The organism is Hydrogenophaga sp. RAC07, from assembly GCF_001713375.1.
In the GTDB taxonomy this organism is placed as follows: domain Bacteria; phylum Pseudomonadota; class Gammaproteobacteria; order Burkholderiales; family Burkholderiaceae_C; genus Hydrogenophaga.
Window position 1 is genome coordinate 2,910,934 of the sequence record NZ_CP016449.1, and the last position, 23,308, is coordinate 2,934,241.

General features: G+C 60.4%; 20 protein-coding genes and 1 pseudogene. 20 read left to right on the forward strand and 1 reads right to left on the reverse strand.

The window, feature by feature from the left end; genetic code table 11:
* Window positions 1–3: 3 nt before the first annotated feature.
* The 10 genes from BSY239_RS13565 (at window position 4) to BSY239_RS13610 (ending at window position 10,587) form a co-directional block, all read left to right on the forward strand.
* Window positions 4–891 (forward strand): branched-chain amino acid ABC transporter permease, encoded by an 888-nt coding sequence (locus BSY239_RS13565; RefSeq protein ID WP_069047291.1) that lies wholly within the window; start codon window positions 4–6, stop codon window positions 889–891.
* Between the two features lie 86 nt (window positions 892–977).
* Complete coding sequence (locus BSY239_RS13570) at window positions 978–1,970, forward strand: branched-chain amino acid ABC transporter permease (RefSeq protein WP_210825672.1); 993 nt, start codon at window positions 978–980, stop codon at window positions 1,968–1,970.
* A gap of 10 nt (window positions 1,971–1,980) precedes the next feature.
* A complete protein-coding gene (locus tag BSY239_RS13575; protein WP_069047293.1) occupies window positions 1,981–2,832 on the forward strand; it encodes an ABC transporter ATP-binding protein in 852 nt (283 codons plus the stop codon).
* Between the two features lie 126 nt (window positions 2,833–2,958).
* Complete coding sequence (locus BSY239_RS13580; RefSeq protein ID WP_008905457.1) at window positions 2,959–4,215, forward strand: ABC transporter substrate-binding protein; 1,257 nt, start codon at window positions 2,959–2,961, stop codon at window positions 4,213–4,215.
* Between the two features lie 93 nt (window positions 4,216–4,308).
* Window positions 4,309–5,565, forward strand: a complete 1,257-nt coding sequence (locus BSY239_RS13585; RefSeq protein WP_056278244.1) for an ABC transporter substrate-binding protein — start codon at window positions 4,309–4,311, stop codon at window positions 5,563–5,565.
* Window positions 5,566–5,813: 248 nt separating this feature from the next.
* Window positions 5,814–6,611, forward strand: coding sequence for an SDR family NAD(P)-dependent oxidoreductase (locus BSY239_RS13590; protein WP_008905455.1), 798 nt, complete (start codon window positions 5,814–5,816; stop codon window positions 6,609–6,611).
* 59 nt (window positions 6,612–6,670) lie between these two features.
* Entirely contained in the window at window positions 6,671–7,462 is a 792-nt protein-coding gene (badI, locus tag BSY239_RS13595; protein WP_056278247.1) for a 2-ketocyclohexanecarboxyl-CoA hydrolase, read from the forward strand.
* 21 nt (window positions 7,463–7,483) lie between these two features.
* Window positions 7,484–8,188 (forward strand): TetR/AcrR family transcriptional regulator, encoded by a 705-nt coding sequence (locus BSY239_RS13600; protein ID WP_236944069.1) that lies wholly within the window; start codon window positions 7,484–7,486, stop codon window positions 8,186–8,188.
* 144 nt (window positions 8,189–8,332) lie between these two features.
* Complete coding sequence (locus BSY239_RS13605) at window positions 8,333–8,842, forward strand: MaoC family dehydratase (RefSeq protein WP_056278252.1); 510 nt, start codon at window positions 8,333–8,335, stop codon at window positions 8,840–8,842.
* Between the two features lie 59 nt (window positions 8,843–8,901).
* Complete coding sequence (locus BSY239_RS13610; protein ID WP_069047294.1) at window positions 8,902–10,587, forward strand: electron transfer flavoprotein-ubiquinone oxidoreductase; 1,686 nt, start codon at window positions 8,902–8,904, stop codon at window positions 10,585–10,587.
* 126 nt (window positions 10,588–10,713) lie between these two features.
* Here the strand turns inward: BSY239_RS13610 and BSY239_RS22850 are convergent.
* A pseudogene (locus BSY239_RS22850) lies at window positions 10,714–11,173 on the reverse strand (IS30 family transposase); the annotation flags it as partial.
* Between the two features lie 627 nt (window positions 11,174–11,800).
* On the opposite strand from BSY239_RS22850, the gene BSY239_RS13620 reads away from it, so the two are divergent.
* From BSY239_RS13620 to BSY239_RS13665, 10 genes are read left to right on the forward strand one after another with little or no spacing between them, the layout of a single operon-like run.
* Entirely contained in the window at window positions 11,801–12,592 is a 792-nt protein-coding gene (locus tag BSY239_RS13620; protein ID WP_056278262.1) for an ABC transporter ATP-binding protein, read from the forward strand.
* A gap of 10 nt (window positions 12,593–12,602) precedes the next feature.
* On the forward strand, window positions 12,603–13,385 hold the full coding sequence (locus tag BSY239_RS13625; RefSeq protein WP_056278265.1) for an ABC transporter ATP-binding protein: 783 nt from the start codon (window positions 12,603–12,605) through the stop codon (window positions 13,383–13,385).
* Window positions 13,382–15,250 (forward strand): AMP-dependent synthetase/ligase, encoded by a 1,869-nt coding sequence (locus tag BSY239_RS13630; protein WP_069047295.1) that lies wholly within the window; start codon window positions 13,382–13,384, stop codon window positions 15,248–15,250. The genes BSY239_RS13625 and BSY239_RS13630 overlap by 4 nt, the downstream gene beginning before the upstream one ends.
* Window positions 15,250–16,122: a branched-chain amino acid ABC transporter permease gene (locus BSY239_RS13635; RefSeq protein WP_056278272.1), complete on the forward strand. Its 873-nt coding sequence runs from the start codon at window positions 15,250–15,252 to the stop codon at window positions 16,120–16,122. Before BSY239_RS13630 ends, BSY239_RS13635 begins: the two co-directional genes overlap by 1 nt.
* Entirely contained in the window at window positions 16,122–17,168 is a 1,047-nt protein-coding gene (locus BSY239_RS13640) for a branched-chain amino acid ABC transporter permease (protein WP_056278277.1), read from the forward strand. Before BSY239_RS13635 ends, BSY239_RS13640 begins: the two co-directional genes overlap by 1 nt.
* Window positions 17,169–17,209: 41 nt before the next feature.
* Entirely contained in the window at window positions 17,210–18,412 is a 1,203-nt protein-coding gene (locus tag BSY239_RS13645) for an ABC transporter substrate-binding protein (protein WP_069047296.1), read from the forward strand.
* 55 nt (window positions 18,413–18,467) lie between these two features.
* Window positions 18,468–19,676: an ABC transporter substrate-binding protein gene (locus BSY239_RS13650; RefSeq protein WP_069047297.1), complete on the forward strand. Its 1,209-nt coding sequence runs from the start codon at window positions 18,468–18,470 to the stop codon at window positions 19,674–19,676.
* Window positions 19,677–19,719: 43 nt separating this feature from the next.
* Window positions 19,720–21,189 carry an acetyl-CoA carboxylase biotin carboxylase subunit gene (locus BSY239_RS13655; protein WP_069047298.1) on the forward strand — a complete coding sequence of 490 codons (1,470 nt, stop codon included), beginning with the start codon at window positions 19,720–19,722 and terminating at the stop codon, window positions 21,187–21,189.
* Between the two features lie 2 nt (window positions 21,190–21,191).
* Entirely contained in the window at window positions 21,192–21,692 is a 501-nt protein-coding gene (locus BSY239_RS13660) for a biotin/lipoyl-containing protein (RefSeq protein WP_069047299.1), read from the forward strand.
* 10 nt (window positions 21,693–21,702) lie between these two features.
* Complete coding sequence (locus BSY239_RS13665) at window positions 21,703–23,301, forward strand: acyl-CoA carboxylase subunit beta (protein ID WP_069047300.1); 1,599 nt, start codon at window positions 21,703–21,705, stop codon at window positions 23,299–23,301.
* Window positions 23,302–23,308: the final 7 nt, after the last annotated feature.

Genomic DNA, 23,308 nt, shown 5'->3' on the forward strand with positions numbered 1-23,308 from the left:
ATTATGGATTTTTCACTGTTTGCCGAATTGGCCATCAATGGCGCGCTGTCGGGGCTCATGTATTCACTGGTCGCCATGGGCATCGTGATCATCTACAAGTCATCCTCGGTGCCTAACCTGGCGCAAGGTGCGATGACCATGCTGGGTGCCTATGTCGTGCTGGCCATCGCCAATGGATTGGGCGTGTCGATGTGGATCGCCATCCCGCTGGCCATGGGAACGATGTTCTTTGTCGGAATGGGCATCGAGCGGGTGGCGTTGCGCCGGCTGGCGGGCCGCCCCATCATCATGATCCTGATGATGACACTGGGGCTGGACATCTTTATACGCGCGACAACAATGGCCATCTGGGGCGGCTCTGGCCTTCCGCTGTCCATTGGCATCAGCGACGACCCGCTGTTTCTGGGGCCGGTGCTGCTCAGTCGGGCTTATGTGGTGGGCGCCGTGGTGGCCATCGCGCTGTTTTTGGTCTTGATGTTCTTCTTTCGCACGCGCAGGGGCATTGTTCTGCGCGCCATCTCCGACGATTACATCGCATCGTGGTCGATCGGTATTTCGGTTGAACGCGGGGTGGCGTTTTCCTGGGCCATGTCCTCGGTTCTGGCCACCACGGCCGGCGTGTTGTGGGGCTCGGTTCAAGGGGTCAGCCAGGCGCTGGCGCTGCTTTTGCTCAAGGGCTTGACCGTCGCAGTTTTGGGCGGTCTTGACAGCATCGGCGGCGCCATTCTGGCCGGCTTGCTGCTGGGCCTTCTTGAAGGCGTTGCATCTGGCTATCTCGACCCCTTGGTTGGCGGTGGTAGCCGCGACCTGGTGGTTGCCACAATACTGATTCTGACCATCCTGATTCGGCCGCATGGCCTGTTCGGGCGCCACGACATTGAAAGGATCTGAAGGTCATGCTATTTCGTCAATCAGGAATTTTCCATACCAATTACGCCAACGCGCGCTCGCTTTTTCCGCTCCCCGCGGATCGCTGGATGATCGGCTTGTTGCTGGCCTTTGCGTTAACTGCGCCATTCACCATGAGCACGCTCGTCCTCAGCACCCAGTTGTTACCGTGGCTGGTGTGGACTGCGGCCGTGCTCGGCTTGAACCTGATCCTGGGCTGGACCGGGCAGTTCCACTTCGGCTATGCCGCCATCATGGGCATCGGCGCCTACACGGCGGTGCACGGCGTACGCAACGGCATTCCCTGGGAGATCGCGATGGTGCTCGGCGGCGTGATGGCCGCTGTGATCGGCATCGTTTTCGCTTTCGCGGCGCTGCGCGTGAAAGGCCTGTATCTGGCGCTCAGCACGCTGGCCCTGCAGTTCGTGATGGACTGGGTGATCTCCCACGTGCCGGCCATCAGCGGCGGCACCCAGGCCACACTGCAGGCACCTGACATCAACCTGCTCGGCCAGGCCATCACCTCGGATACCGGACTCTATTACGTGGCGCTGGGCTGGTGCCTGATCGTCACCGTGTTCATGCTCAACTTGCGCCGCACCGGGCTTGGCCGCGCGCTCATTGCGGTGCGTGAAAAGGACTTCGCTGCGGCGGTCATTGGCGTGCACAGCCTGTATTACAAGCTGGTGGCGTTCGCCACCTCGTCCTTCATTGGCGGCATCAGCGGCGCCATCCTGATCTTCACCTTCTACCGAGCAGCCACACCGGAGCAATTTGCCGTCAATGTCTCCATCGAGTTGCTGGCCATGGTGATCGTCGGCGGACTGGGCAGCATCATCGGCAGCTATTTTGGGGCCGCCTTCATTCTGTTGATGCCCGGCCTGATGAACAGTCTGATCGGCTGGCTGGCGCAGCTCCTGGGCATCTCGCTCGGGATCGAAACGCTGGCCCACATTCCACATGCGGTTTATGGCGCGCTGATCATTATTTTCCTGCTGGTTGAGCCTATGGGGCTGGGCAAGATGTACACCAATCTGCGCAACTACCTGCTGGTCTGGCCCTTCGGCTACGCCCGAAAGTAAAAACGACATCATGGCGACTGACAACTTGACTTCCACCCCAACGCTGATGCAAAACCAGTCTGCGGAACCTGCCTTGATATTGTCACTGAACAATGTCGAGGTCATCTACGATCATGTATCGCTCGCCATCAAGGGCGTTTCGATCGATGTGCCGCAAGGCGCCATGGTGGCACTGCTGGGCGCCAACGGCGCTGGCAAAAGCACGACGCTGAAGTCGATCAGTGGCCTGCTGCGCCCTGAGCGCGGCCTGGTAACCCGCGGTGAGGTGCAATTCCTGGGTCAGAACATCGATGCACTGGCGCCGCAGGAGCGCGTCAAGCTCGGTATCGTGCATGTGCTGGAAGGGCGGCGTGTGTTCGAACACATGACGCCTGACGAAAACCTGGTGGCGGCCTCGGCTGTTCGTGGCACCCGCCAAGACATGCTGCGTAACAAGGATATGGTTTACAGCTACTTCCCGCGCTTGCATCAGCGGCGCACCGCGCAGTCCGGCTACCTGTCAGGCGGCGAGCAGCAGATGCTGGCCATTGGCCGTGCCTTGATGACGCAACCCAAGCTGCTGATGCTTGACGAGCCGAGTCTTGGTCTCGCGCCTTTTCTGGTGGCCGAGATTTTCGACATTGTTCGGCGCATCAACAAGGAAGAAGGCCTGTCCGTTCTGCTGGTGGAACAAAACGCAATTGCAGCTTTAGAGGTCGTCTCGCATGGCTATCTGATCGAGAACGGACGCGTGGTGATGCATGACAGCGCAGAAGCCATGAAGAAAAACCCGGACATCCAGGAGTTCTATCTAGGAGGCACCGAAGGGCGAAGCTTCCATGACATCAAACACTATAGTCGGCGCAAACGCTGGCTCACCTGAAACTAGTTTCTCGTAGCATGGACACCTCCACATCGCGTCGAGCTCTCGCATTAAGTCTTGGGCACGACCGGCATGCCTACTACAGACTGCATTTCACCCCGTGCTAGCTAAACAGGAGACATCACCATGAAAATCAAACTGCTTTCAATTCTTGCTGGCGTGGGGATGGCGATGTCCAACGTCCAGCCCGCGCTGGCCCAGGCCCAGACCGAACCGATTAAATTTGCGCTATGTTACGACCTGAGCAAGGTTTACGCCTTCGCCGTACCGCAAGTTGCCCAGGCCGCGCGCGACTATGCGCAGATACTCAACCAGAAAGGCGGCATCGAAGGCCATCCGGTCGAGATTCTGGTTCAAGACCATGGCAACGAACCGCAGCGGGGCATCGAGTGCTATGAAAAGATGAAGCGCGAGGGTGCGATCACCTTCGACTTCTTTTCCACGCCGGTCGGGCGCGCGCTGCTGCCGCGCGCAATGCAGGACAACAATGTGATGATTTCATCCTTTACTGGCCGCAGCGATGCAGTCGACGGCGATGTGTTCAAGTGGATATTCCCGATCGGGCCCACCTATTGGAGCCAAGCAGCCAATAACATCCAGTACATCAAGTCCAAGTCGAACAACAACCTGAAGGGGGTGAAGATCGCATTCTTTTACCTGGACACCGCGTTTGGGTTGGAGCCCATCGGCGTGTTGAAGACACTCGCGGCCAAGGAAGGCTTCGACCTCCAATTGTTCCCGAACCCGCTGCCTGGTAACAATCAGTCAGGGGCGTGGTCCCAGATCCGCCGCTTCAACCCCGATTGGGTCATCAGCTGGAATCTGGGCAACATGCACGTTGTTGCCTCGCGCGAAATGAAACGCAACGCCATGCCGATGGACAAGTACATCGCCGTCAATTGGTTCAACGAAGTGGACATCGCGAACATTGGCGCCGACGCAGCCAAGGGCATCAAGCGCGGCACTAATGTGGTGGGCGGTCAGGAGCACCCGCTGATCCAGCAGATCCTGAAGGATCTGTATGACAAGGGAAAGGGCAACGGCGACCGCAAGCATACCAATGACATCTTCTACAACACTGGGCTGGCCACCTACGCTCCTGTTTTCGAAGGCGCGCGTCTGGCAATCAAGCAGTATGGCTGGCCTCTGACATCCGACAAGATGAAGCGCGGGCTGGAGAGCCTGCGCAACTTCGACGCTAACGGCCTCATCGCCCCAGTAACTGTGACGGCCAAGGACCATGGCGGCGGCGGCAAGACGCGCATCGACATGTGGGATGGCGCGAAGTGGGTGCCAGAGACTGGCTGGTTCTCCGCATACGACGATGTAGTCCAGGAAAGCGCCAAGAAGGAATCGGCGGAGTTCGCCAAGTCGAAGCAGTAGCGATACGCCTCGGTCAGGCCTCGGGCACGACTGTACGGCGTGCCTTCTACAGACTGCATTTCACCCCGTACTAACCAAACAGGAAACATCATCATGAAAATCAAACAGCTTTCCATTCTTGCTGGCCTGGGATTGGCGCTGGCCGGTCTGCAGTCCGCGCAGGCGCAGGCACCAGCCCAGCCCGTCAAATTCGCGCTTTGTTATGACCTGAGTAAATCCTACGGCTTTGTGACGCCACAAATTGCCCAGGCGGCGAATGACTATGCCAAGATATTGAATCAGAAAGGCGGCATTGAAGGCCACCCCATCGAGATACTGGTTCAAGACCATGGCAACGAGCCGCAGCGTGGCATTGAGTGCTACGAAAAGATGAAACGCGAAGGCGCCGTTGCCTTTGATTTCCTGTCCACGCCGGTTTCCCGCGCCGTTCTGCCGCGCGCCATGGCGGATGGCAATGTGATGGTGCAATCCTTTGTAGGTCGTGGCGATGCGGTCGATGGTGATGTGTTCAAGTGGATTTTCCCCATTGGGCCCACCTACTGGGGTCAAATGGCCAACAATATCCACTACATCAAAACCAAGTCCAACAACAACCTCAAGGGCGTGAAGATTTCGTTCATCTACCCCGACTATCCGTTCGGGCAGGAACCGATCGGCGTGTTGACGACACTTGCGGCCAAAGAGGGCTTTGACCTGCAGTTGGTTCCCAACCCGATGCCGGGCAATGACCAGGCCGCCGCTTGGTCCCAGATCCGCCGCAACAACCCCGACTGGGTGATCAGCTGGAACCTGGCCGGCATGCACGTCGTCGCCTCGCGCGAAATGAAGCGCAACGGCATCCCGATGGACAAGTACATTTCCGTCAATTGGCTCAACGAAGTTGACCTTGCCAACATTGGTCTGGAAAACGCAAAAGGCCTCAAGCGCGGCACCAACGTGACGGGTGGACAGAGCCACCCGCTGATTCAGCAGATCATCAAGGACCTGTATGAGAAAAACAAGGGCAGCGGTGACCGCAAGCATCTCAACGATGTTTACTACAACACCGGTCTGGCCATCTATGCCAGCGTTTTCGAAGGCGCTCGCCTAGCCATCAAACAAAGTGGCTGGCCCCTCAACCCTGACAAAATGAAGCGCGGACTGGAAAGCTTGAAAAACTTTGATGCCGAAGGCCTGATCGCCCCCGTGACGGTGACCGCCAAAGACCATGGCGGCGGCGGCAAAACCCGCATCGACATGTGGGACGGCGCCAAGTGGGTGCCCCAGACTGACTGGTTCTCGGCGTATGACGATGTGGTCCAGGACATCGTGAAGAAAGAATCTGGCGAGTTCGCCAAGAACAAACAGTAATTGCCTTCCCTTGGGATGGATCACGGTCAGACGCGTTGCGCACTGATAGTGAACCATCCCATCTTGTTTCTCGGATTTTCATCCCTCTCTTGAATCGACAGGTGGCAGCCTATGCCACAGTGGATTGCAGTGGTAGCTGCCAGGCGCACCATCCAACACAGGAAATCTCGCCCGCTATCTAACTATCGTTAGATAGTCATAATTTCATCCTCACCAATGTGGCGCCTAAAGCGCAAGGAGCAATCAGTATGGATCTCGAACTAAAAGGAAAATCGGTCATCGTCACGGGTGGCGGCTCGAACATTGGCCGCGGCATCGTGCTCGGCTTCGCCGCGGAAGGCGCCAACATCACCATCGGCGACATCGACGAAAGTCAGGCGCAAAAGACGGCAGAACTCGCGCTGGCGAGCGGCGCGGCGTCGGCGCAGGTTGTCAAGACCGATGTCACCCAACTTGACCAGGTGCAAGCCATGTTCAAGGCAGCCTCGGACAAGTTCGGCGGCGTCGATGTCCTCGTCAACAACGTCGGCTGGGACCAGTTGATGTTCTTCACGCAGACGACCCCCGATCTGTGGCAAAAGATCATCAACATCAACTACCTCGGCGTTCTCAACTGCACCAAGACCGCGCTTGAAGTCATGGTTCCTCGCAACGCCGGCTCAATCGTCTCCATCAGCTCTGATGCCAGTCGGCAAGGTGAGCCACGTGAAGCGGTGTATGGCGGCGTCAAGGCTGCCATCAACAGCTTCATGAAAACGATCGCCAAGGAAAACGGGCGTTACGGCATCCGCTGCAACGTGGTATGCCCCGGCGTCACTATCCCCAGTACCACCGACGAAGTGGGCGGAAGCAGCATGTGGATTGATGCCGACAGTATGTTCACGCCGGAGCAACTGGAAAAAGTCGCCAAGGCGCTGCCGTTGCGCAAGGTGGGACGGCCGCAGGATATTGCCAATGCCGTCGTCTTCCTGTCTTCAGCGAAGGCTGCGGGCCATGTCACCGGGCAGGTTCTTTCAGTGTCTGGTGGTTACAGCATGATTGGGTAAACGCCCGGGCACGGTCGAAAGACATGCGGCATTGAAATAACAGACAAAAAGGAAAACCCATGGAATTCAAGGACATCCTCTACGAAGAACTCGACTCGGTGGCCTACATCGCGATCAACCGCCCCGAAGTGATGAATGCGTTTCGCGGCCAGACCGTCGAGGAACTGCTGCAGGCATTCATGAAAGCAGGCTGGGACAAGCGAATCGCCGCCATTGTGCTCACCGGGACGGGTGACCGTGCTTTCTGCACCGGCGGCGATCAGTCGGCTCATGCCGGCCAGTACGACGGCCGGGGCACCATCGGTATCCCGGTGGAAGAGTTTCACAGCGCCATTCGTGACGTGCCCAAGCCCGTGATCGCCCGCGTGCAGGGTTACGCCATTGGCGGCGGCAATGTCCTGGCCACCTTGTGCGACATGACCATTGCCTCGGAAAAGGCCGTGTTTGGCCAAGTCGGCCCGAAAGTAGGCTCGGTCGACCCTGGCTGGGGCACAGCTTACCTGAGCCATGTGGTTGGCGAAAAGAAAGCCCGCGAGATCTGGTACATGTGCCGCCGCTACAGTGCACAGGAGGCCTTGGCCATGGGTCTGTGCAACACCGTCGTGCCCCACGACCAGCTCGACGCCGAAGTCGCCCGCTGGTGCAAGGAAATTGTCGAAAAAAGTCCGACGGCTCTGGCGATCGCGAAACGTTCGTTCAATGCATCCACCGAGCACATTCGCGGGATCGGCAGCCTGGGACTTCAAGCGCTGAGCCTGTACTACGACACGGCAGAGTCCAAAGAAGGCGTGAGCGCTTTCCTGGAAAAACGCCGGCCTGATTTCAGGCAGTGGGCGAATGGTCGCAAGTGAGCAACCCCGCGCGACGAGACGTTGCTCAAGGCCGCCCCTTCGACCAAAGCTAGGTTTGATACGATTCGAAATTTGGATCTACCAAACGGTCAAATGATGTCAAATACAGACGCAAAACCCAGCAAAAATGAGGTGGATGGTCCCGCCACACGCGAACGCGTGCTGCTCGAAGCTGCAAGGCTATTCAGGCATCATGGTTATGCAGCAACTACTTTGCGCGAGGTTGCGGATGCTGCCGGCGTCAAAGCCGGCAGTATCTACTATCACTTCGAATCGAAAGAGCAGATCCTGGGCGAGGTATTGGACAAAGGCATCACCATCGTCGCAGATGCCGTACGCACCCGTGTTGCGGCTCTTCCCGAAAGTGCACCCTGGCGAGATCGAATCGCCGCTGGCATTGAAGGCCATCTCTGGGGAATGCTGCATTATGGCGACTTCACGTCAGCCAACATCCGCATCTACGGCCAAATCCCGACCAGCGCAAAAAATCGCCACCGGGTCGTGCGGCGGGCTTACGCAGACTATTGGGATCAGCTTCTCGAATCAGCGCTCGCCAGTGGCGAATTGCGCGACGACACCAGCACGGCCATGATTCGGCTTTTCGTGATTGGGGCATTGAACTGGACCGTCGAATGGTACAACCCCCAACGCGGCTCTTTTCGTGACTTCTCGCGTCAAATAACGGGGATCGTGTTCGATGGAATTCTCACGCATGACAAAGCATAGTCGCGATGCATTGCCGGCAACTTCAACAAGCCGGGCCGAGAAACTGACAGCAATAGTCCACATGTCGCCTACATTGCGCAGTGGCACGCTGACCGGCTGCGTCTGGGGACTCCCAAATTGGACAACCCGCCGCAGGAGCAGCAAATGACCATCAAAGAAGGCTGGCGCGGCCGATTCTATGAAGACTTCGAGGTCGGCGACGAGTATCGGCATGGCCTCGGTCGCACACTGACCCAGAACGACAACATCTGGTTCACGTTGCTGACGCAAAACACGGCTCCGCTGCACTTCGATGCCCACTACGCCGCGCAGACGGAGTTCGGCCGTCCGCTCATCAATTCCTGCCTCACGCTGGCCCTCGTGACGGGGCAGACGGTGAGCGATGTCTCGCAAAACGTCATGGCCAACCTGGGGTGGGACGAAGTTCGACTTCCGAATCCGGTGTTTGAAGGCGACACGCTCTATTCACGTTCCACGGTGCTGGACAGGCGCGAGTCGCGGTCGCGAACCAATGTCGGCGTCGTCACGGTGCGCACCGAAGGCTATAACCAGAGCGGCGTCATTGTCTGCACCTTCAAACGCACGGTGATGGTCTACAAACGTGACGGCGCACCGCGCACCGCACCGCCGCTGCCGGTCGACAACCGACCCTGACCCCCCCTTTTTTTCGTCAACTTCGGCCCCAGGGTCGCCACCTTTTTGACCCTCTCCGCATGAAGCCCACCTCCCTGCTCGAACAATACGGTCCCCGCGAAGCGATGGAGTATGACGTGGTGGTGGTGGGCGCCGGCCCCGGAGGTTTGGCCACGGCCATCCACCTCAAGCAGCTCGCGGCTGAAAAGGGCGAGGACGTCTCGGTGGTGCTGCTGGAAAAAGGCTCCGCGCCCGGCGCTCACATTCTTTCCGGCGCGGTCATGGACCCAATCGCACTGAACGAACTATTCCCCAACTGGAAGGATCTGGGCGCACCGCTGAACCAACCCGTTACCGGCGACGACGTGCTTTTCCTGAGCGAAACCGGTGCCAGGCGCACACCCAACTTCCTGGTGCCCGACTGCTTCCACAACGAGGGCAACTACGTCATCAGCCTGGGCGCCCTGACCCAATGGCTGGGCGAGCAGGCTGAAGGCTTGGGCGTGGAAATCTTCCCGGGCTTCACAGCCACCGAGGTTCTGTACGACGACAACGATTCGGTCAAAGGAGTAGCTACCGGCAACCTTGGCATTGGCAAGGACGGCCTGCCGCACGACGGCTTCCAGCTCGGCATGGAGTTGCATGCCAAATACACCATCTTTGCCGAAGGCGCGCGCGGCCACCTGGGCAAGCAACTCATCGCTAAATACAAGCTTGACGAAGGCCGCGATCCGCAAAGCCATGCCATCGGCATCAAGGAACTTTGGGAGATCGACCCGACCCGCGCCCAACCCGGCCGTGTGGTACACACGGCCGGCTGGCCAATGGACACCCAGACCTACGGCGGCGGTTTTCTCTACCACTTGGAAGGAAACAAGGTCACGCTTGGCTTCGTCACCGGGCTCGACTACAAGAACCCATGGCTCAGCCCCTTTGAGGAAATGCAGCGCTGGAAGGCCCACCCCGCCATTCGCGCCCACATCGAAGGCGGCAAGCGCATCGGCTACGGCGCGCGCGCCATCACCGCCGGTGGCCTGCTCAGCCTGCCCAAGACCGTGTTCCCGGGCGGCGCGCTGATCGGCTGTGATGCCGGCTACCTGAACGCCGCACGCATCAAAGGCAGCCACGCCGCCATCAAGAGCGGCATGCTGGCCGCCGAAGCCGCGTTTGAAGCCCTGGCCGCCGGACGCAGCGGCGACGAACTCAGCGCCTACCCCGCTGCGTTCGAAAACAGCTGGCTGCACACCGAACTCGACCAGTCGCGCAACTTCAAACAGTGGTTCAAGAAGGGCAGCCTCGTCGGAGCCCTGATGACCGGCATTGAACAGTGGCTGCTGCCCAGGCTTGGCATCAAGCGTCCGCCCTGGACGATCCACCGCACCCAGGCCGACCACGCCAGCCTGCGCCCGGCCGCCGAGATGCCGCAGATCAGCTACCCCAAGCCCGACGGCAAGCTCACCTTCGACCGGCTCTCCAGCGTGTTCGTCAGCAACACCAACCACGAAGAAAACCAGCCCGCGCACCTGACGCTCAAGGACGCCAGCGTGCCGGTGCAGATCAATCTGGCGAAATACGCCGGCCCCGAGAGCCGTTACTGCCCGGCCGGCGTTTACGAATTCGTAAAGAACGACGACGGCTCGGACCGGCTGCAGATCAACGCGCAGAACTGCGTGCACTGCAAAACCTGCGACATCAAGGATCCGACGCAGAACATCGTCTGGGTGACGCCCGAAGGCGGCGGCGGGCCGAACTACGCGGGAATGTAGCCGAGAGTGATTCAAATCTAAAGTGCAATACCCTGGGTTTCAATGAACGAGGGTGGGTGTTGCGTGCTATTGAGCAGGAGGTCCCGATAGACTGCCAGAGGGGGATCGTGCGCCCTACCCCTTCCAGGGCGGGTTGTTGATCTGATCGGCAATCGCATCGAGCTGCTCTTGGCTGTACCCTGAGAGGTCCGAGCCCTTGGGCTGGTACTGGCGCACCAGCTCGTTGGAGTTCTCGTTAGAGCCTCGCTGCCAAGGGCTGTGGGGGTAACAGAAGTACACCGCAATGTCCGTGCGTCGGCTCAGTTCCCTGCGCATCGCCTTCTCCCGGCACTGGTCGTACGTCATGCTCTGGCACATAGGCTCAGCGAGCCTCAGCAGCTTGTCAGAAAAGGCCTGCAGGACATTGACCGCGCTGGCGGGCTTGAACCCGTGCAGCTTGATGAGCATGAGCAGCCCGACTGGTGCACTCCACCAGGGTGCCCACCGCGCTGGCGTTCGCAGCACCCTTGATCAGGTCACCCTCCCCGTGCCCGGGCAACTGCCGGTCTTCAATCTCGGGCGGACGCACATGGATGCTCACCATGTCCATCTATTGTTCCGGCCCTTTGAAGTCGCGAGTCGTGGACCGACTGCCACAGGCAAACGATCCACGAAAGTTCAAAATTCATGGGGCCGGAGCAATAGTATCTGAGCTCTTCGGCCTTTTCCTTTGTTGCGAGGTAGTCGTTTGCGCTTGGGTGGGCTGCTTTGCATCTGCGGACCGTACTCGGGGGCAGGTGTTGCACTTCAGTCTTGAATCCGCTGACGGTGAATCACCGGCATTCATGCTGAAGCGAACCTGGCCAGAAGTTCCCGCCCGCACTCGCACCCGGACTTGATGGCACCTGCATAGGGATTTCCCGAGTTGAAGCCAGACTAACTACCGTTAGATTAACGCCATGCAAACAAGGCATCGCGCCTACCGAACGGCAAGGCACATGGCAGGCACGCTGCCCAACACGGCCAACACGAGACAACCTTTGAGAAAATTAACTGCCCCCTCGAACGGCACCCTGGCAACCAGAGACCATGGTCGCGCCCATGCACCCGGCCCATCCGAGCCGAAGGTCTGCACGACTGCGGCTGCCATCCTGGCGCACCCCTCCACTACGCTCGACCGGCAAACCCGTTCAATGGTTAAGTCGCCGCAGCACAGCGCAAGTAGCGGCCTGTCATGCTGAATCTCACCAATGTCCAGATCGTTTACGACAACACCATCGAGGCGGTGCGAGAGGTCTCATTGGCCGTCGGCAAAGGTCGCATAGTCGCCCTGCTCGGTTCCAACGGGGCCGGGAAATCAACCACGCTCAAAGGCATTTCGGGCGTTCTGTATCCGGAAGACGGTGAGATCAAGGGTGGCCAGATCACGTTTGAAAACCGCCAGCTGACCGGCCTGGCGCCGGACGAAATCGTGCGCGCCGGCGTGGTCATGGTGCCCGAGGGGCGCCGCCTGTTCGACCAGTTGACGGTCGAGGAAAACCTCGTGATGGGCGGCTACACACGCAGTCTGACCGACGCCAGGCGCCAGATGGAGATGGTGTATGGGCTGTTCCCGCGTCTGGTGCAAAAACGCAGCACGGTGTCGGGCTACCTGTCGGGCGGCGAACAGCAGATGGTGGCCATCGGCCGCGCGCTGATGTCGTCCCCGAAACTGCTGATGCTCGACGAGCCCACGCTCGGTCTGGCGCCACAGATCAGCGAAGAGATTTTCGACATCATCACCCGCCTGTGCCGCCAGGAAGGCATGGGCATTCTCCTGGTGGAGCAGAACGCACAGATGGCGCTGGCCATTGCCGACTATGGCTACATCATGGAAAACGGCCGCGTGGTGCTCGACGGTGAGGCCGACAAGATGCTGCGCAACGACGACGTGCGCGAGTTCTACCTAGGCTTCGGCGAAGGTGGATCGCGCAAGAACATGCGCGAGGTGAAGCATTACAAGCGGCGCAAACGCTGGCTGTCCTGAGAAAAAAAACATGAACGACACATTGTTAAGGGTCGAAACCCTGTCCAAGCGCTTCGGCGGCGTCGAAGCCGTTGCCGGTGTCAGTTTTCACGTTCGGCGCGGTGAAATCTATTCCCTGATCGGCCCCAACGGGGCCGGCAAGACGACCACCTTCAACATGATCAGCGGCGTCGTCAAGCCCAGCAGCGGCACCGTGCATTTCGATGGCAGCGACATCACCGGCATGCCGGCACACCGCCTGGCCGCCATCGGCATCGGTCGGACCTTCCAGAATCTGGCGGTGTTCAAACATGCCAGCGTGGTGGACAACCTGCTGGTCGGCCGCCACTGCCACATGGCCACCAACGTGCTGGATGCCTCGTGGTTCTTCGGACGGGCGCGGCGCGAGGAGCTCGAACACCGTCGCAAGGTGGAAGAGATCATCGATTTTCTCGAAATCGAGGAAATTCGCGACATGCCGGTGGGCACCCTGTCCTATGGCCTGCAAAAGCGGGTCGAGTTGGGACGCGCACTGGCCACCGAGCCCAAGTTGCTGCTGCTGGACGAAATGGTGTCGGGCATGAACAGCGAGGAGACCGAAGACATTGCCCGCTTCGTGCTGGACATCCGCGACGAACTCGGCATTTCGGTCCTCATGGTCGAGCATGACATGGGCATCGTGATGGACATCTCCGACCGCGTCTGCGTGCTCAACTTCGGCCGCAAGATCGGCGAGGGCACGCCGGCCGAGATATCGGCCAACCCGGCCGTGATCGACGCCTACCTGGGCAGCAAAACCAAGGAGGCCGCGTGATCGACAACCTGGACGCGTTACTGCGCGACGGCAACACCACATTCCCCAAGCTGCTCCAGCACTGGGCACAGCGCTTTCCGGATGCGCTCGCGTTTCGCGAGAAGGATTACGGTATCTGGAACCGGATGACCTGGCAGCACTATTTCGAAACGGCGCGCCGCTTCGCACTCGGTCTCAAGTCTCTGGGCTTCGACAAGGGCGACCGGCTGGCGATTGCCAGCGAGGACAGTCCGCAGTGGATGTTCACCGACCTGGCCACGCAAGCCATCGGCGGCGTCGTGGTGGGCATCTACCCCACCAACCCGTGGCCGGAGCTGCAGTACATCGTGCACCACTCGAACAGCAAGTTCGTGGTCTGCGGCGACCAGGAACAGGTCGACAAAGTGCTCGACGCCATGGACAAGCACGCCACCGGCCTGCCCGACCTGGTGAAGATCATCTGCGTCGACATGAAGGGCATGCGCGGCTACAAACACGACAAGCTGATGTCGTTCGAGGACGTGCTTGAGCTTGGCGACCAATACGCCGCGGCATCGCCCCAGCACGCGGGAACCTTTGATCGCGCCATCGAGGACACCCAACCCGACGACACCTGCATGCTGGTCTACACCTCGGGCACCACCGGGCCGCCCAAGGGCGCGATGCTGTCGCACCGCAACCTGATCGTCACCGTTGACAAGCTCAAAACCCATTTCAAGCTCGACCGGCACAACTACGAAGTGGTCTGCTACCTGCCGTTGTGCCACGTGGCCGAGCGTGCCTTCTCGACGGTCATGCACCTGCTCACCGGTGGCGTGGTCAATTACGCCGAATCGATCGACACGGTAGCCGTCAATCTGCGCGAGATCGCACCCACGGTGTTTTTGGGCGTGCCGCGCATCTGGGAGAAGCTGCAGCAAGGCATTTTGATCCGCATGCAGGACGCCTCGCGCTTTCAGCGCTGGGCTTTCCAGCGCTGCTTCGATGCCGGGCGCCGTCTGTTCGAAAAGGTCGAGGCGCAAGGGGGCCAGCGCAGTCTGTCGGATCGCCTGCACTTCTTCGTTCTGTGGTTGCTGATGTTTCGCAATCTGCAGAAATTCGTCGGCCTGGACCGCATGCAGTGCGGCTTCTGTGGCGGCGCCAGCGTCTCACCCGAGGTACTGAAGTTCTTCCGCATCCTCGGCATTCCGGTGTACCAGGTCTACGGCATGACCGAGTCCGGCGGGGTGATCTTCTTCCAGCATGAAAAAGCGATCAAACTGGGCGCCACCGGCCTGCCCATCGACGGCCTGAACTGGAAGATCGCGGAGGACGGCGAGCTCGTCGTCAAGCACCCCGCCGTGTTCAAGGGCTACATCCACGACGAAGGCGCCACCGCCAAGACCGTGGTGGACGGCTGGCTGCACACCGGCGACATCGTGGCACTGGCCGACAACGGCGAGCTGATGATCGTTGACCGCAAGAAGGCCATCATCATCACCAGCGGCGGCAAGAACATCGCTCCCTCGGAGATCGAAAACGCGCTCAAGGACAGCCTGTATGTGCGCGAGGCGATCATCCTGGGCGACGGACGCCACTATTTGGCGGCGCTGATCCAGGTCGACTACGAAACAGTCGGCAAGTGGGCACAAGAACGCAAACTGGCCTACACCACCTACAAGAGCCTGGCCGCGCTGCCCGAGGTGCGCGAACTGATCGACGAGGACGTCAAGCGTGTGAACAAGCTGTTTGCCCGGGTCGAGAACATCCGCAAGTTCCTGATCCTGGAAAAAGAACTCGACCACGACGACGGCGAACTCACCGCCACCCAGAAGGTGCGCCGCAACGTCATCGAAAAAACCTTCGCGAAAGAGATCGCGATCATCTACGGCGCAGGAGCGGGCTGATGGACTATTTTCTGCAACTGGTCATTTCCGGCATCGCCGTCGGCCTGCTCTACGGCTTCATCGGCATGGGCTTTGCGATGATTTACCGCGCCACCGGCGTGGTGAACTTCGCCCAGGGCGAGCTGATGATGCTGGTGTCCTACATCGCCTTCACCCTGGCCGGCACCTTCCAATTTGGCTTCTGGCTCATGCTGGCAGCAACTGTCGCGGCCTCGGTGCTGATCGGCCTGCTGATCGAGGTCTTGCTGATCCGTCCGATGCTTGGTCAGCCGGTGTTTTCCACGGTGATGGTGACCATTGGCCTGGCCGTGATCCTGCGCTCGGTGGTGGTGCTGATCTGGGGCGCAGACCCCATGCCGCTCAATGCCGGCCTGCCAACGGAGGTCATCAAGATCGGCCCGGCCGGCCTGTACCCGGCGCAGCTGTATTCCGTTGGGCTGATGGCGGCCGTACTGCTCGGCCTGTGGACCTTCTTTCGCTATTCGCGGGTCGGTATCGCCATGCGTGCCACCGCCAACGTGCAAACTGCAGCCCTGCTGATGGGCATCAATGTCAAGCGCATTTTCGCCTTGTCCTGGGCCCTGTCGGCGGGGCTCGCCGCCATTGCGGGCGTGTTGATCGGCGTGATCTACGACGTGAATCCCGGCATGTGGACGACAGGTCTGCGCAGCTTTCCCGCGGTCATCTTGGGCGGGCTGGACTCGGTGTTCGGCGCCGCACTCGGCGGCATCCTGATCGGGGTGGTCGAGAATCTGTCGGAAGGCTATATCGGCCGCGGCATGAAGGAGATCGCCGGTTTTGTTTTGATCCTCGTCGTCCTTATGGTCAGACCCTATGGCCTGTTCGGCAAACCTGAAATCGAGCGTGTCTGATGCGTAGCGGAAACTTCAAACAAAACTATCGTCAGCTGCTGGCACTGACCGACTCGGTTCCTGTCATCGTCTGGTCGTGTCTGCTGGTGGCGCTGCTGGCGGCCGCGCCACTGCTGCTGGCCAAGTACTATGTCTCCGTCATTCTGCTGCTGCTGATCACAGCGGTGGGGGTGTTGGGCCTGAACCTGCTGACCGGGACCACCGGGCTGATCTCGCTCGGGCACTCGGGGTTTCTGGCGGTCGGCGCCTACACGGCCGGCATCGTGGCCAGCAAACTTGGCTGGCCAATGCTGGCGTCCATCTTTGCCGGTGGCGTGAGCGCGGCCATCGCCGGGATCATCGTGGGCATACCCTCGCTGCGTCTCAAAGGGCTGTACCTGGCCATCACGACGATGGCATTTGCCGTGATCATCAACCACCTGATCCTCAACGGTGGCGACCTGACCGGAGGCTCGGAAGGCTTGACGGTGCCGCAACCCTCGCTGTTCGGTCAGGCGCTGGGGGCAGAACGTGGCTACTACTACGTGGTGCTGTGCTTTGTGGTGGTGTTCACCTTCATCACCCTGAACATCCTGCGCAGCCGCATTGGCCGGGCGTTCCAGGCGATTCGGGAGCACGACATCGCAGCCAAGGCCATGGGCGTCAACCTGGTGCGCTACAAGTTGCTGGCGTTCATGGTCAGCGCCTTCTACACCGGCATCGCCGGGGGCTTGCTGGCCTACTACACACGCTACCTGAATGTCGACAGCTTCAGCCTGCTGATATCGATCGAGGCGCTCTCCATGCTCATCGTCGGCGGCCTGGGTTCTGTAGCCGGCGCCTTGCTCGGAACGGCTTTCATCGTCCTGCTCAACGAAAGCCTGGGCTTCGTGTTCGGCATGATCGGCGCCAGCTTCGGCGGGTCGGGCTCCACTGCCGCCTATGAGATCAAAGGCGTCATTTATGGACTCGCGATTGTGTTGTTCCTGCGTTTTGAGCCCGATGGCCTGATGGGGCGATGGCGCGACATCAAGCATTACTGGACCCATTGGCCCTTCCGATTCTGACCCCGCAGCACACGCGCTGCTTATTCCATAGGAGACCTGCGATGCGAACACTACAGAAGCTGACCCAGCGCTTTTGCCTCGGCGCCCTCGCCGCACTGACCTTCGGCAGCGCACTGGCGGCAGATCCCGGGGTCACGAACGAGAAACTCGTGCTTGGCGCGGTCATCCCGCTGAGCGGCCCGCCCAGCATCATTGGCAAGGCCATTGCCACGACCCTGAAAGTTTGGGAGCAGGACGTCAATTCGCGCGGCGGCATCGGCGGACGCAAAGTCGACATTCGCATTGAGGACGACGGCTATGTGCCGCAGCGCGCTGTCCAGGGTCTGAAAAAACTGATTGATGTCGAACAGATCTTTGCATTGATCGGCACCTCCGGCTCGTCGCAGTTGCTGGCCATGCTGCCCATCATCGACGAGCAGAAAATTCCCGCCATCAACCATATCGCCGTCAACAGCGCCCACTTCAACCCACCGCACAAGACGCTGTTCAATATCGGGGCAACTTACTGCCAGGAGGTCTCTGCCAGCATGAAGCATCTGGTCACATCCCAGAAGCTGCAGGGATCGAAGTTCGGCCTGATCTTCCAGGAAGACGATTACGGCACCGACGTCAAATGCGGCTACGAACAGGCCCTGAAAGAGCTCGGCTTGAAAAGCAGCATCGAAGTTGCCTACAAACGCGGGGCGAAGGATTTTTCCGCCGAGGTGTTGAGCGTGCAGCGCGCCGGCGCCACCTTCGTGCTGACCGGCGGCATCATCACCGAAACCGCCGCCATGCTCAAAGAGATCGCGAAGAACCAGATGCAAGCCGTGCGCCTGGCCGCTCACCCTTCGCATCTGCCTGCGGTACTGGCCCTGGCCGGCCCGGCAGCAGACGGCGTGTACGTCGCCGAGTATGTGCCTCCAGTGACCGACATACAAACACAAGGCATTGGCAAACTCACCGCACTGACCTACAAATATTTTTCAGCCAATGAGGTCAAGGACATGAACCGGTATTCATTGACCGCCTATGTAGGTGTCCAGTTGCTCGAATCAGCGCTCAACGCATGTGCCAAAAACCTCACACGTGCCTGCGTGGTCGAAAAGCTCGAGCAGACCAAAAATTTCACCAGCGACGGCATCATGGCCCCATTGACCTTCGGGCCCAATATTCGACAGTCGGGGACCCGCCCCATTTTGCTCAAGGCGAATGCCAGCGCCGGGAAATTCGAGCGAGCCTCTGAATTTCTGAGTTCCAAGTAATCAAGACGACGTGCCACCAGCCCCTCCCCCATTACTCAACCAGGAGTGCCTTTTCATGACACGCAAATACTTTCGATATGCCGCCACCAGTCTGCTCAGCATGGTTATCAGCCTGACGGCCACGACCGCCGCTGCTGCCGACCCCGGTGTGACCGACGCCAAAATCGTCCTCGGCTCGGTGACGCCCGTCAGCGGCCCCCCTAGCCTGCTGGGCAAGGCCCACATGCTTGCCTTGCGGGTATGGGAGCAGGATGTCAACGCCCGTGGTGGCATCAACGGCCGCAAGGTGGAAATTCGCCAGGAAGATGACGGCTATGTGCCTCAGCGTGCTGTGCAAGGCGTCAAGCGACTGGTCGACGTGGAAGGCATCTTCGGCCTCATCGGCACCTCGGGCTCAGCGATGCTGCAAGCCATGCTGCCCTACATCAACGAGCAAGGCTTGCCAACTATCAACGCGATGGCCGTGGCAGCAGCGCACTTCACTCCACCGAACAAAACGGTATTTGTGATCGGGCCAACCTATTGTCAGGAGTTGAGCTCCGCCATGAAAAACATGGTCGCTAGCAAGAAGTTGCAAAAGGAGAAGTTTGCGCTGGTCTATCAGGATGACGAGTTTGGCAGCGACGTGCGTTGCGGCTACCAGAAGGCGATCAAGGATCTGGGGCTTAACAGCGTGTCCGAGATCTCCTTCAAGCGTGGCACCAAGGACTTCTCGGCTGAGATGCTGAGTCTGAAGCAGGTGGGAGCGACCTTTCTCGCGTCGGGCGGCGTGGTAGCCGAGCATTCGATGCTGATGAAGGAATCCGCTAAAAACCAGATGTCGCTGACCTTCCTTGCCGTGCATTCGGCCCACCTGACCCCTGTTCAGGCGCTCGCCGGTGCCGCGGGCGACGGCTACTTCGTCGCAGACTATGTCCCGCCTCTGACCGACCTGTCGGTGCCAGGCATGGCCAAGTTCATGGGGTTGGCACAGAAATATCTGACAGCCGACGAGTTGAAGTCGCTCAACCGCTATTCGATCACAGCCTACGTCGGTGCGCTGCTAATGGAAGACGCGATCCGCCGCTGTGGCAAGGCGCTGACCCGCGCCTGTGTCGTCGAGAAGCTGGAGACAACCAAGAACTTCAGCACCGATGGGCTGGCTTCTCCCATCAGTTTCGGCCCCAATGACCGGCACTCGCCGAGCAGCGTGCTCGTGTTGCGCTCGGACGCCAAAAACTCCCGCTTCGAGCGCGTGTCCGAACCCATCCCCGTGCTCGATTGACACCAGACGCCGTTCGTCACCCGCCGTACAACTGGTTCCGCCCGTGTTTCAAAAAGTTCTGATCGCCAACCGTGGCGAGATCGCGCTGCGGATCCTGCACACACTCAAGGGCATGGGGCTCGCCACCGTGGTGGCCCACCACGCGGTGGACGCCGATAGCCCGGCCGTGCTGGAGGCTGACGAGTCGGTCGAATTGCACGGCTTGACGTCCGTGGCGGCCTACCTCGATATCGCGCAGTTGGTTGAAGCGTGTCGGCGCAGTGGGGCACAGGCGCTGCATCCCGGTTACGGCTTCCTGTCTGAAAACGCGGCGTTTGCGCGTGCGCTGGAAGCTGCTGGCATCGTCTTCATTGGCCCGCGTCCGGACAGCATCGAACTGATGGGCGACAAGGTGCGCGCGCGCAGCTTCGTCGCCCAACGCGGCTTTCCGGTGGCACCGAGCGCCATCGAGGACGATGACCCGGCCAGCTTCGTCGAGCGCGCCAGGGCGCTCGGCGCGCCGCTGCTAATCAAGCCTTCAGCCGGCGGTGGCGGCAAGGGCATGCGCATCGTGCGTGACCTCGCCGTGTTGGATCGCGAGATCGAGACCGCACGGCGCGAAGGTAAGCGCTATTTTGGCGACGGTCGGCTGTTTGTCGAGCGCTATGTGGAGCGCCCGCGGCACATCGAGGTGCAGGTGATGGGCGACGCGCATGGCCAGTTGGTGCATTTCTGGGAGCGTGAATGTTCAGTGCAGCGACGCTTCCAGAAAATCATTGAAGAAACCCCCTCCCCGGCCCTTTCAACGGTGCAGCGCCACGATATTTGCGAAGCCGCAGCCGGCATTGCCCGCGCCGCCAACTATCGCGGCGCCGGCACCGTGGAGTTCATCTACGGCGCCGGTGGCGAGTTTTACTTTCTTGAGATGAACACGCGTCTGCAGGTCGAACACCCGGTCACCGAAATGGTGACGGGCTTTGACCTCGTTCGCGAACAGGTACGCGTCGCCCAGGGTGAGCCGCTCGGCTACACCCAGGCGGACATCGTGCAGCTTGGTCACGCCATCGAATGCAGGCTTTACGCCGAAGACGCCGAGCATGATTTTCGCCCCTCCACCGGTGACATCCTGTGCTGGCGACCACCCTCTGGTCCCGGCGTGCGGGTTGATGCCGGCGTGCGCGAAGGACAGGCGGTAACTGCCGCATTTGACCCCATGATCGCCAAAATTATTTGCCATGGAAACACGCGTGCACAGGCTATCGAACGCGCCATCCTGGCGCTTGAGCAATCGGTGCTGTTGGGTCTGACCACCAACGCACGCTACATCACGCGGGTACTGCGCCATGCCGAGTTCCGTGCTGGGCAGGCCGACACCGGCATGCTGGCACGCTGCGCCGACGAGCTGCGCGAGTCTCTCACCCCCGATGACATCGACCTGGTACTGGCATCGGCGGTGCTCGCCGACCGCGAACTGTTGCGCGCCGTTCACTCCATTCCCGCGATGCACGCCGCCATGGGACCCTGGAGGAATTGACGATGCGCCGCCGCTATGTCATCAATGGCAAGGTCCATGACCTCGTGGTAACACGTGGAGCGAATGGCGTGTTCCACGTCAGCCATGGCGAACGCAAATTCGAGATGCAGGGGAAGACGCTGCCTGATGGCCGTTGGCGGGTCACCGTGGATCAGCGCCCGCAAGCCGTCTGGATCGCCGCGCAAGGCGACAGTCGATTCGTGCACAGTGCGGCCACCGGTGCCCTTGAAGTCGAGGTGATCGATCTCAGCGCAGCCTCCGGCGGCGACCGGGCCGGTGCCGCTTCCGACTTGCTGCAGGCGCCAATGCCCGGCACGGTGATCGCGGTTCATGTGGCAGCCGGCGATGCCGTGCACACGGGCCAACCGCTCATCGTGATCGAAAGCATGAAGCTGGAAACCACGCTGACGGCACCGCGCGACGCCCGGGTCAAGACTGTGCACTTTGCCGTTGGCAACACCTTCGCTCTCAAGTCCACCCTCGTGACGCTGCAAGACCCCTGAGAACCGATTGATGAAACGCATCGACTCCCGCATCGACACCGCATTCGAAGCGTTCCGGCGAAACCATCAAGCCATGAGCGCCATCGTCGCGAATTTTCGCGAGCGCATGGAAATCACGCGCCACCAACGTCCGCCGCATGAGATCAAGCGCGTGCGCGCGCAGGGCAAATTACTGGTACGTGAACGGCTGGACCTGCTACTAGATCCCGGTACGCCCTTTCTTGAGTTCTCGGCGCTGGCTGCCTGCGAGGACTACAACGGCGAGGTCCCGGGTGCCAACGTGGTCACTGGCCTGGGCGTGGTCAGTGGCCGCGAGGTGCTGATCCACGCCGACGATTCCAGCGTCAAGGGCGGTGTCTGGTACACGCTCACGCCACGCAAGCTGGCACGACTGCTGGACATCGCGCTGGAGAACCAGTTGCCGGTCCTGCATTTGTGCGACAGCGGCGGCGCCTTCCTTGAAGAACTGTCAGGCGTGTACATCGAGGGTGGCCGGGTGTTCCGCAACCAATGCCTGCTATCCAAGGCCGGCGTGCCGCAGGTCGCGATGGTGTTCGGCAACTGCACCGCCGGCGGTGCCTACATCCCGGCGCTGTGCGATTACAGCATCATCGTGCGTGGCACCGGCGGCGTGTTCCTCGGCGGGCCACCGCTCGTGAAGGCCGCCACCGGTGAGGAGCACACCGCCGACGAGATCGGAGGCTGTGATTTACACACCCAGGTATCCGGCACGGTCGACTACCCGGCTGACAATGAGGCCCACGCCATCGCGATTTGCCGCGAGATCGTTGCGCAGTTCAAGCCCGCGACGAAAAGCTACCTGCCAGAACGCGATGCCGAGCCACCCTACTACGACCCCGACGAAATGCTGGGCATCGTCTCGCCCGACCACCGGGTGCAGTTTGACCAGCGCGAACTCATTGCCCGCATCGTCGACGGCAGCCGCTTCCACGAATACCAACCCGCTTATGGCACCACGCTGATCTGCGGCTACGCCTACATCTGGGGGTACCGCGTGGGCATCCTCGCCAACAACGGCGTGTTGTTCAGCGACAGTTCCAAGAAAGCGGCGCACTTCATCTCGCTGTGCAATCAGAACCGTACACCGCTCGTGTTTCTTCAAAACACCACCGGCTACATGATCGGCCGCAACTACGAAATGGAAGGCATCACCAAGGACGGCGCCAAGATGTTGATGGCGCAGGCTGGCAGCGAGGTGCCCAAGTTCACCGTCATCACCAGCGCAGCTTTCGGTGCGGGCTATTACGGCATGTGCGGACGGGCGTGGGATCCACGGATGATCTGGGCCTGGCCGAACGTGCACATGGGGGTGATGGGCCCCGATCAGGCCGCCAACACCCTCGCCGACGTGAAAATCGCCCAGTTGCGCCGCAAGGGCCACACGCCCGATGAGGCCGAGATGGCGCAATTGCGCCAGCGCGTGTACGAAAAGGCCGAACGCGAATCCAACGCCTACTTTGCCACCTCGCGCTTGTGGGACGACGGTCTGCTGGCGCCCACTGACACCCGCAACGCACTGGGCATGGCACTCTCAGCCGCCGCACACGCCCCGATCGCCGACCCGCACTACGGAATTTTCCGATTCTGAAGGGACA

Excerpts from the sequence above, each read along its gene's own strand:
- BSY239_RS13620 (WP_056278262.1), top strand. The coding sequence starts at position 11,801 with ATGCTGAATCTCACCAATGTCCAGATCGTTTACGACAACACCATCGAG.
- BSY239_RS13645 (WP_069047296.1), top strand. The coding sequence starts at position 17,210 with ATGCGAACACTACAGAAGCTGACCCAGCGCTTTTGCCTCGGCGCCCTC.
- BSY239_RS13575 (WP_069047293.1), top strand. The coding sequence starts at position 1,981 with ATGGCGACTGACAACTTGACTTCCACCCCAACGCTGATGCAAAACCAG.
- BSY239_RS13565 (WP_069047291.1), top strand. The coding sequence starts at position 4 with ATGGATTTTTCACTGTTTGCCGAATTGGCCATCAATGGCGCGCTGTCG.
- BSY239_RS13640 (WP_056278277.1), top strand. The coding sequence starts at position 16,122 with ATGCGTAGCGGAAACTTCAAACAAAACTATCGTCAGCTGCTGGCACTG.
- BSY239_RS13625 (WP_056278265.1), top strand. The coding sequence starts at position 12,603 with ATGAACGACACATTGTTAAGGGTCGAAACCCTGTCCAAGCGCTTCGGC.
- BSY239_RS13585 (WP_056278244.1), top strand. The coding sequence starts at position 4,309 with ATGAAAATCAAACAGCTTTCCATTCTTGCTGGCCTGGGATTGGCGCTG.
- BSY239_RS13665 (WP_069047300.1), top strand. The coding sequence starts at position 21,703 with ATGAAACGCATCGACTCCCGCATCGACACCGCATTCGAAGCGTTCCGG.
- BSY239_RS13635 (WP_056278272.1), top strand. The coding sequence starts at position 15,250 with ATGGACTATTTTCTGCAACTGGTCATTTCCGGCATCGCCGTCGGCCTG.
- BSY239_RS13610 (WP_069047294.1), top strand. The coding sequence starts at position 8,902 with ATGAAGCCCACCTCCCTGCTCGAACAATACGGTCCCCGCGAAGCGATG.
- BSY239_RS13580 (WP_008905457.1), top strand. The coding sequence starts at position 2,959 with ATGAAAATCAAACTGCTTTCAATTCTTGCTGGCGTGGGGATGGCGATG.
- BSY239_RS13570 (WP_210825672.1), top strand. The coding sequence starts at position 978 with ATGATCGGCTTGTTGCTGGCCTTTGCGTTAACTGCGCCATTCACCATG.
- BSY239_RS13605 (WP_056278252.1), top strand. The coding sequence starts at position 8,333 with ATGACCATCAAAGAAGGCTGGCGCGGCCGATTCTATGAAGACTTCGAG.
- BSY239_RS13660 (WP_069047299.1), top strand. The coding sequence starts at position 21,192 with ATGCGCCGCCGCTATGTCATCAATGGCAAGGTCCATGACCTCGTGGTA.
- BSY239_RS13650 (WP_069047297.1), top strand. The coding sequence starts at position 18,468 with ATGACACGCAAATACTTTCGATATGCCGCCACCAGTCTGCTCAGCATG.
- badI (WP_056278247.1), top strand. The coding sequence starts at position 6,671 with ATGGAATTCAAGGACATCCTCTACGAAGAACTCGACTCGGTGGCCTAC.
- BSY239_RS13590 (WP_008905455.1), top strand. The coding sequence starts at position 5,814 with ATGGATCTCGAACTAAAAGGAAAATCGGTCATCGTCACGGGTGGCGGC.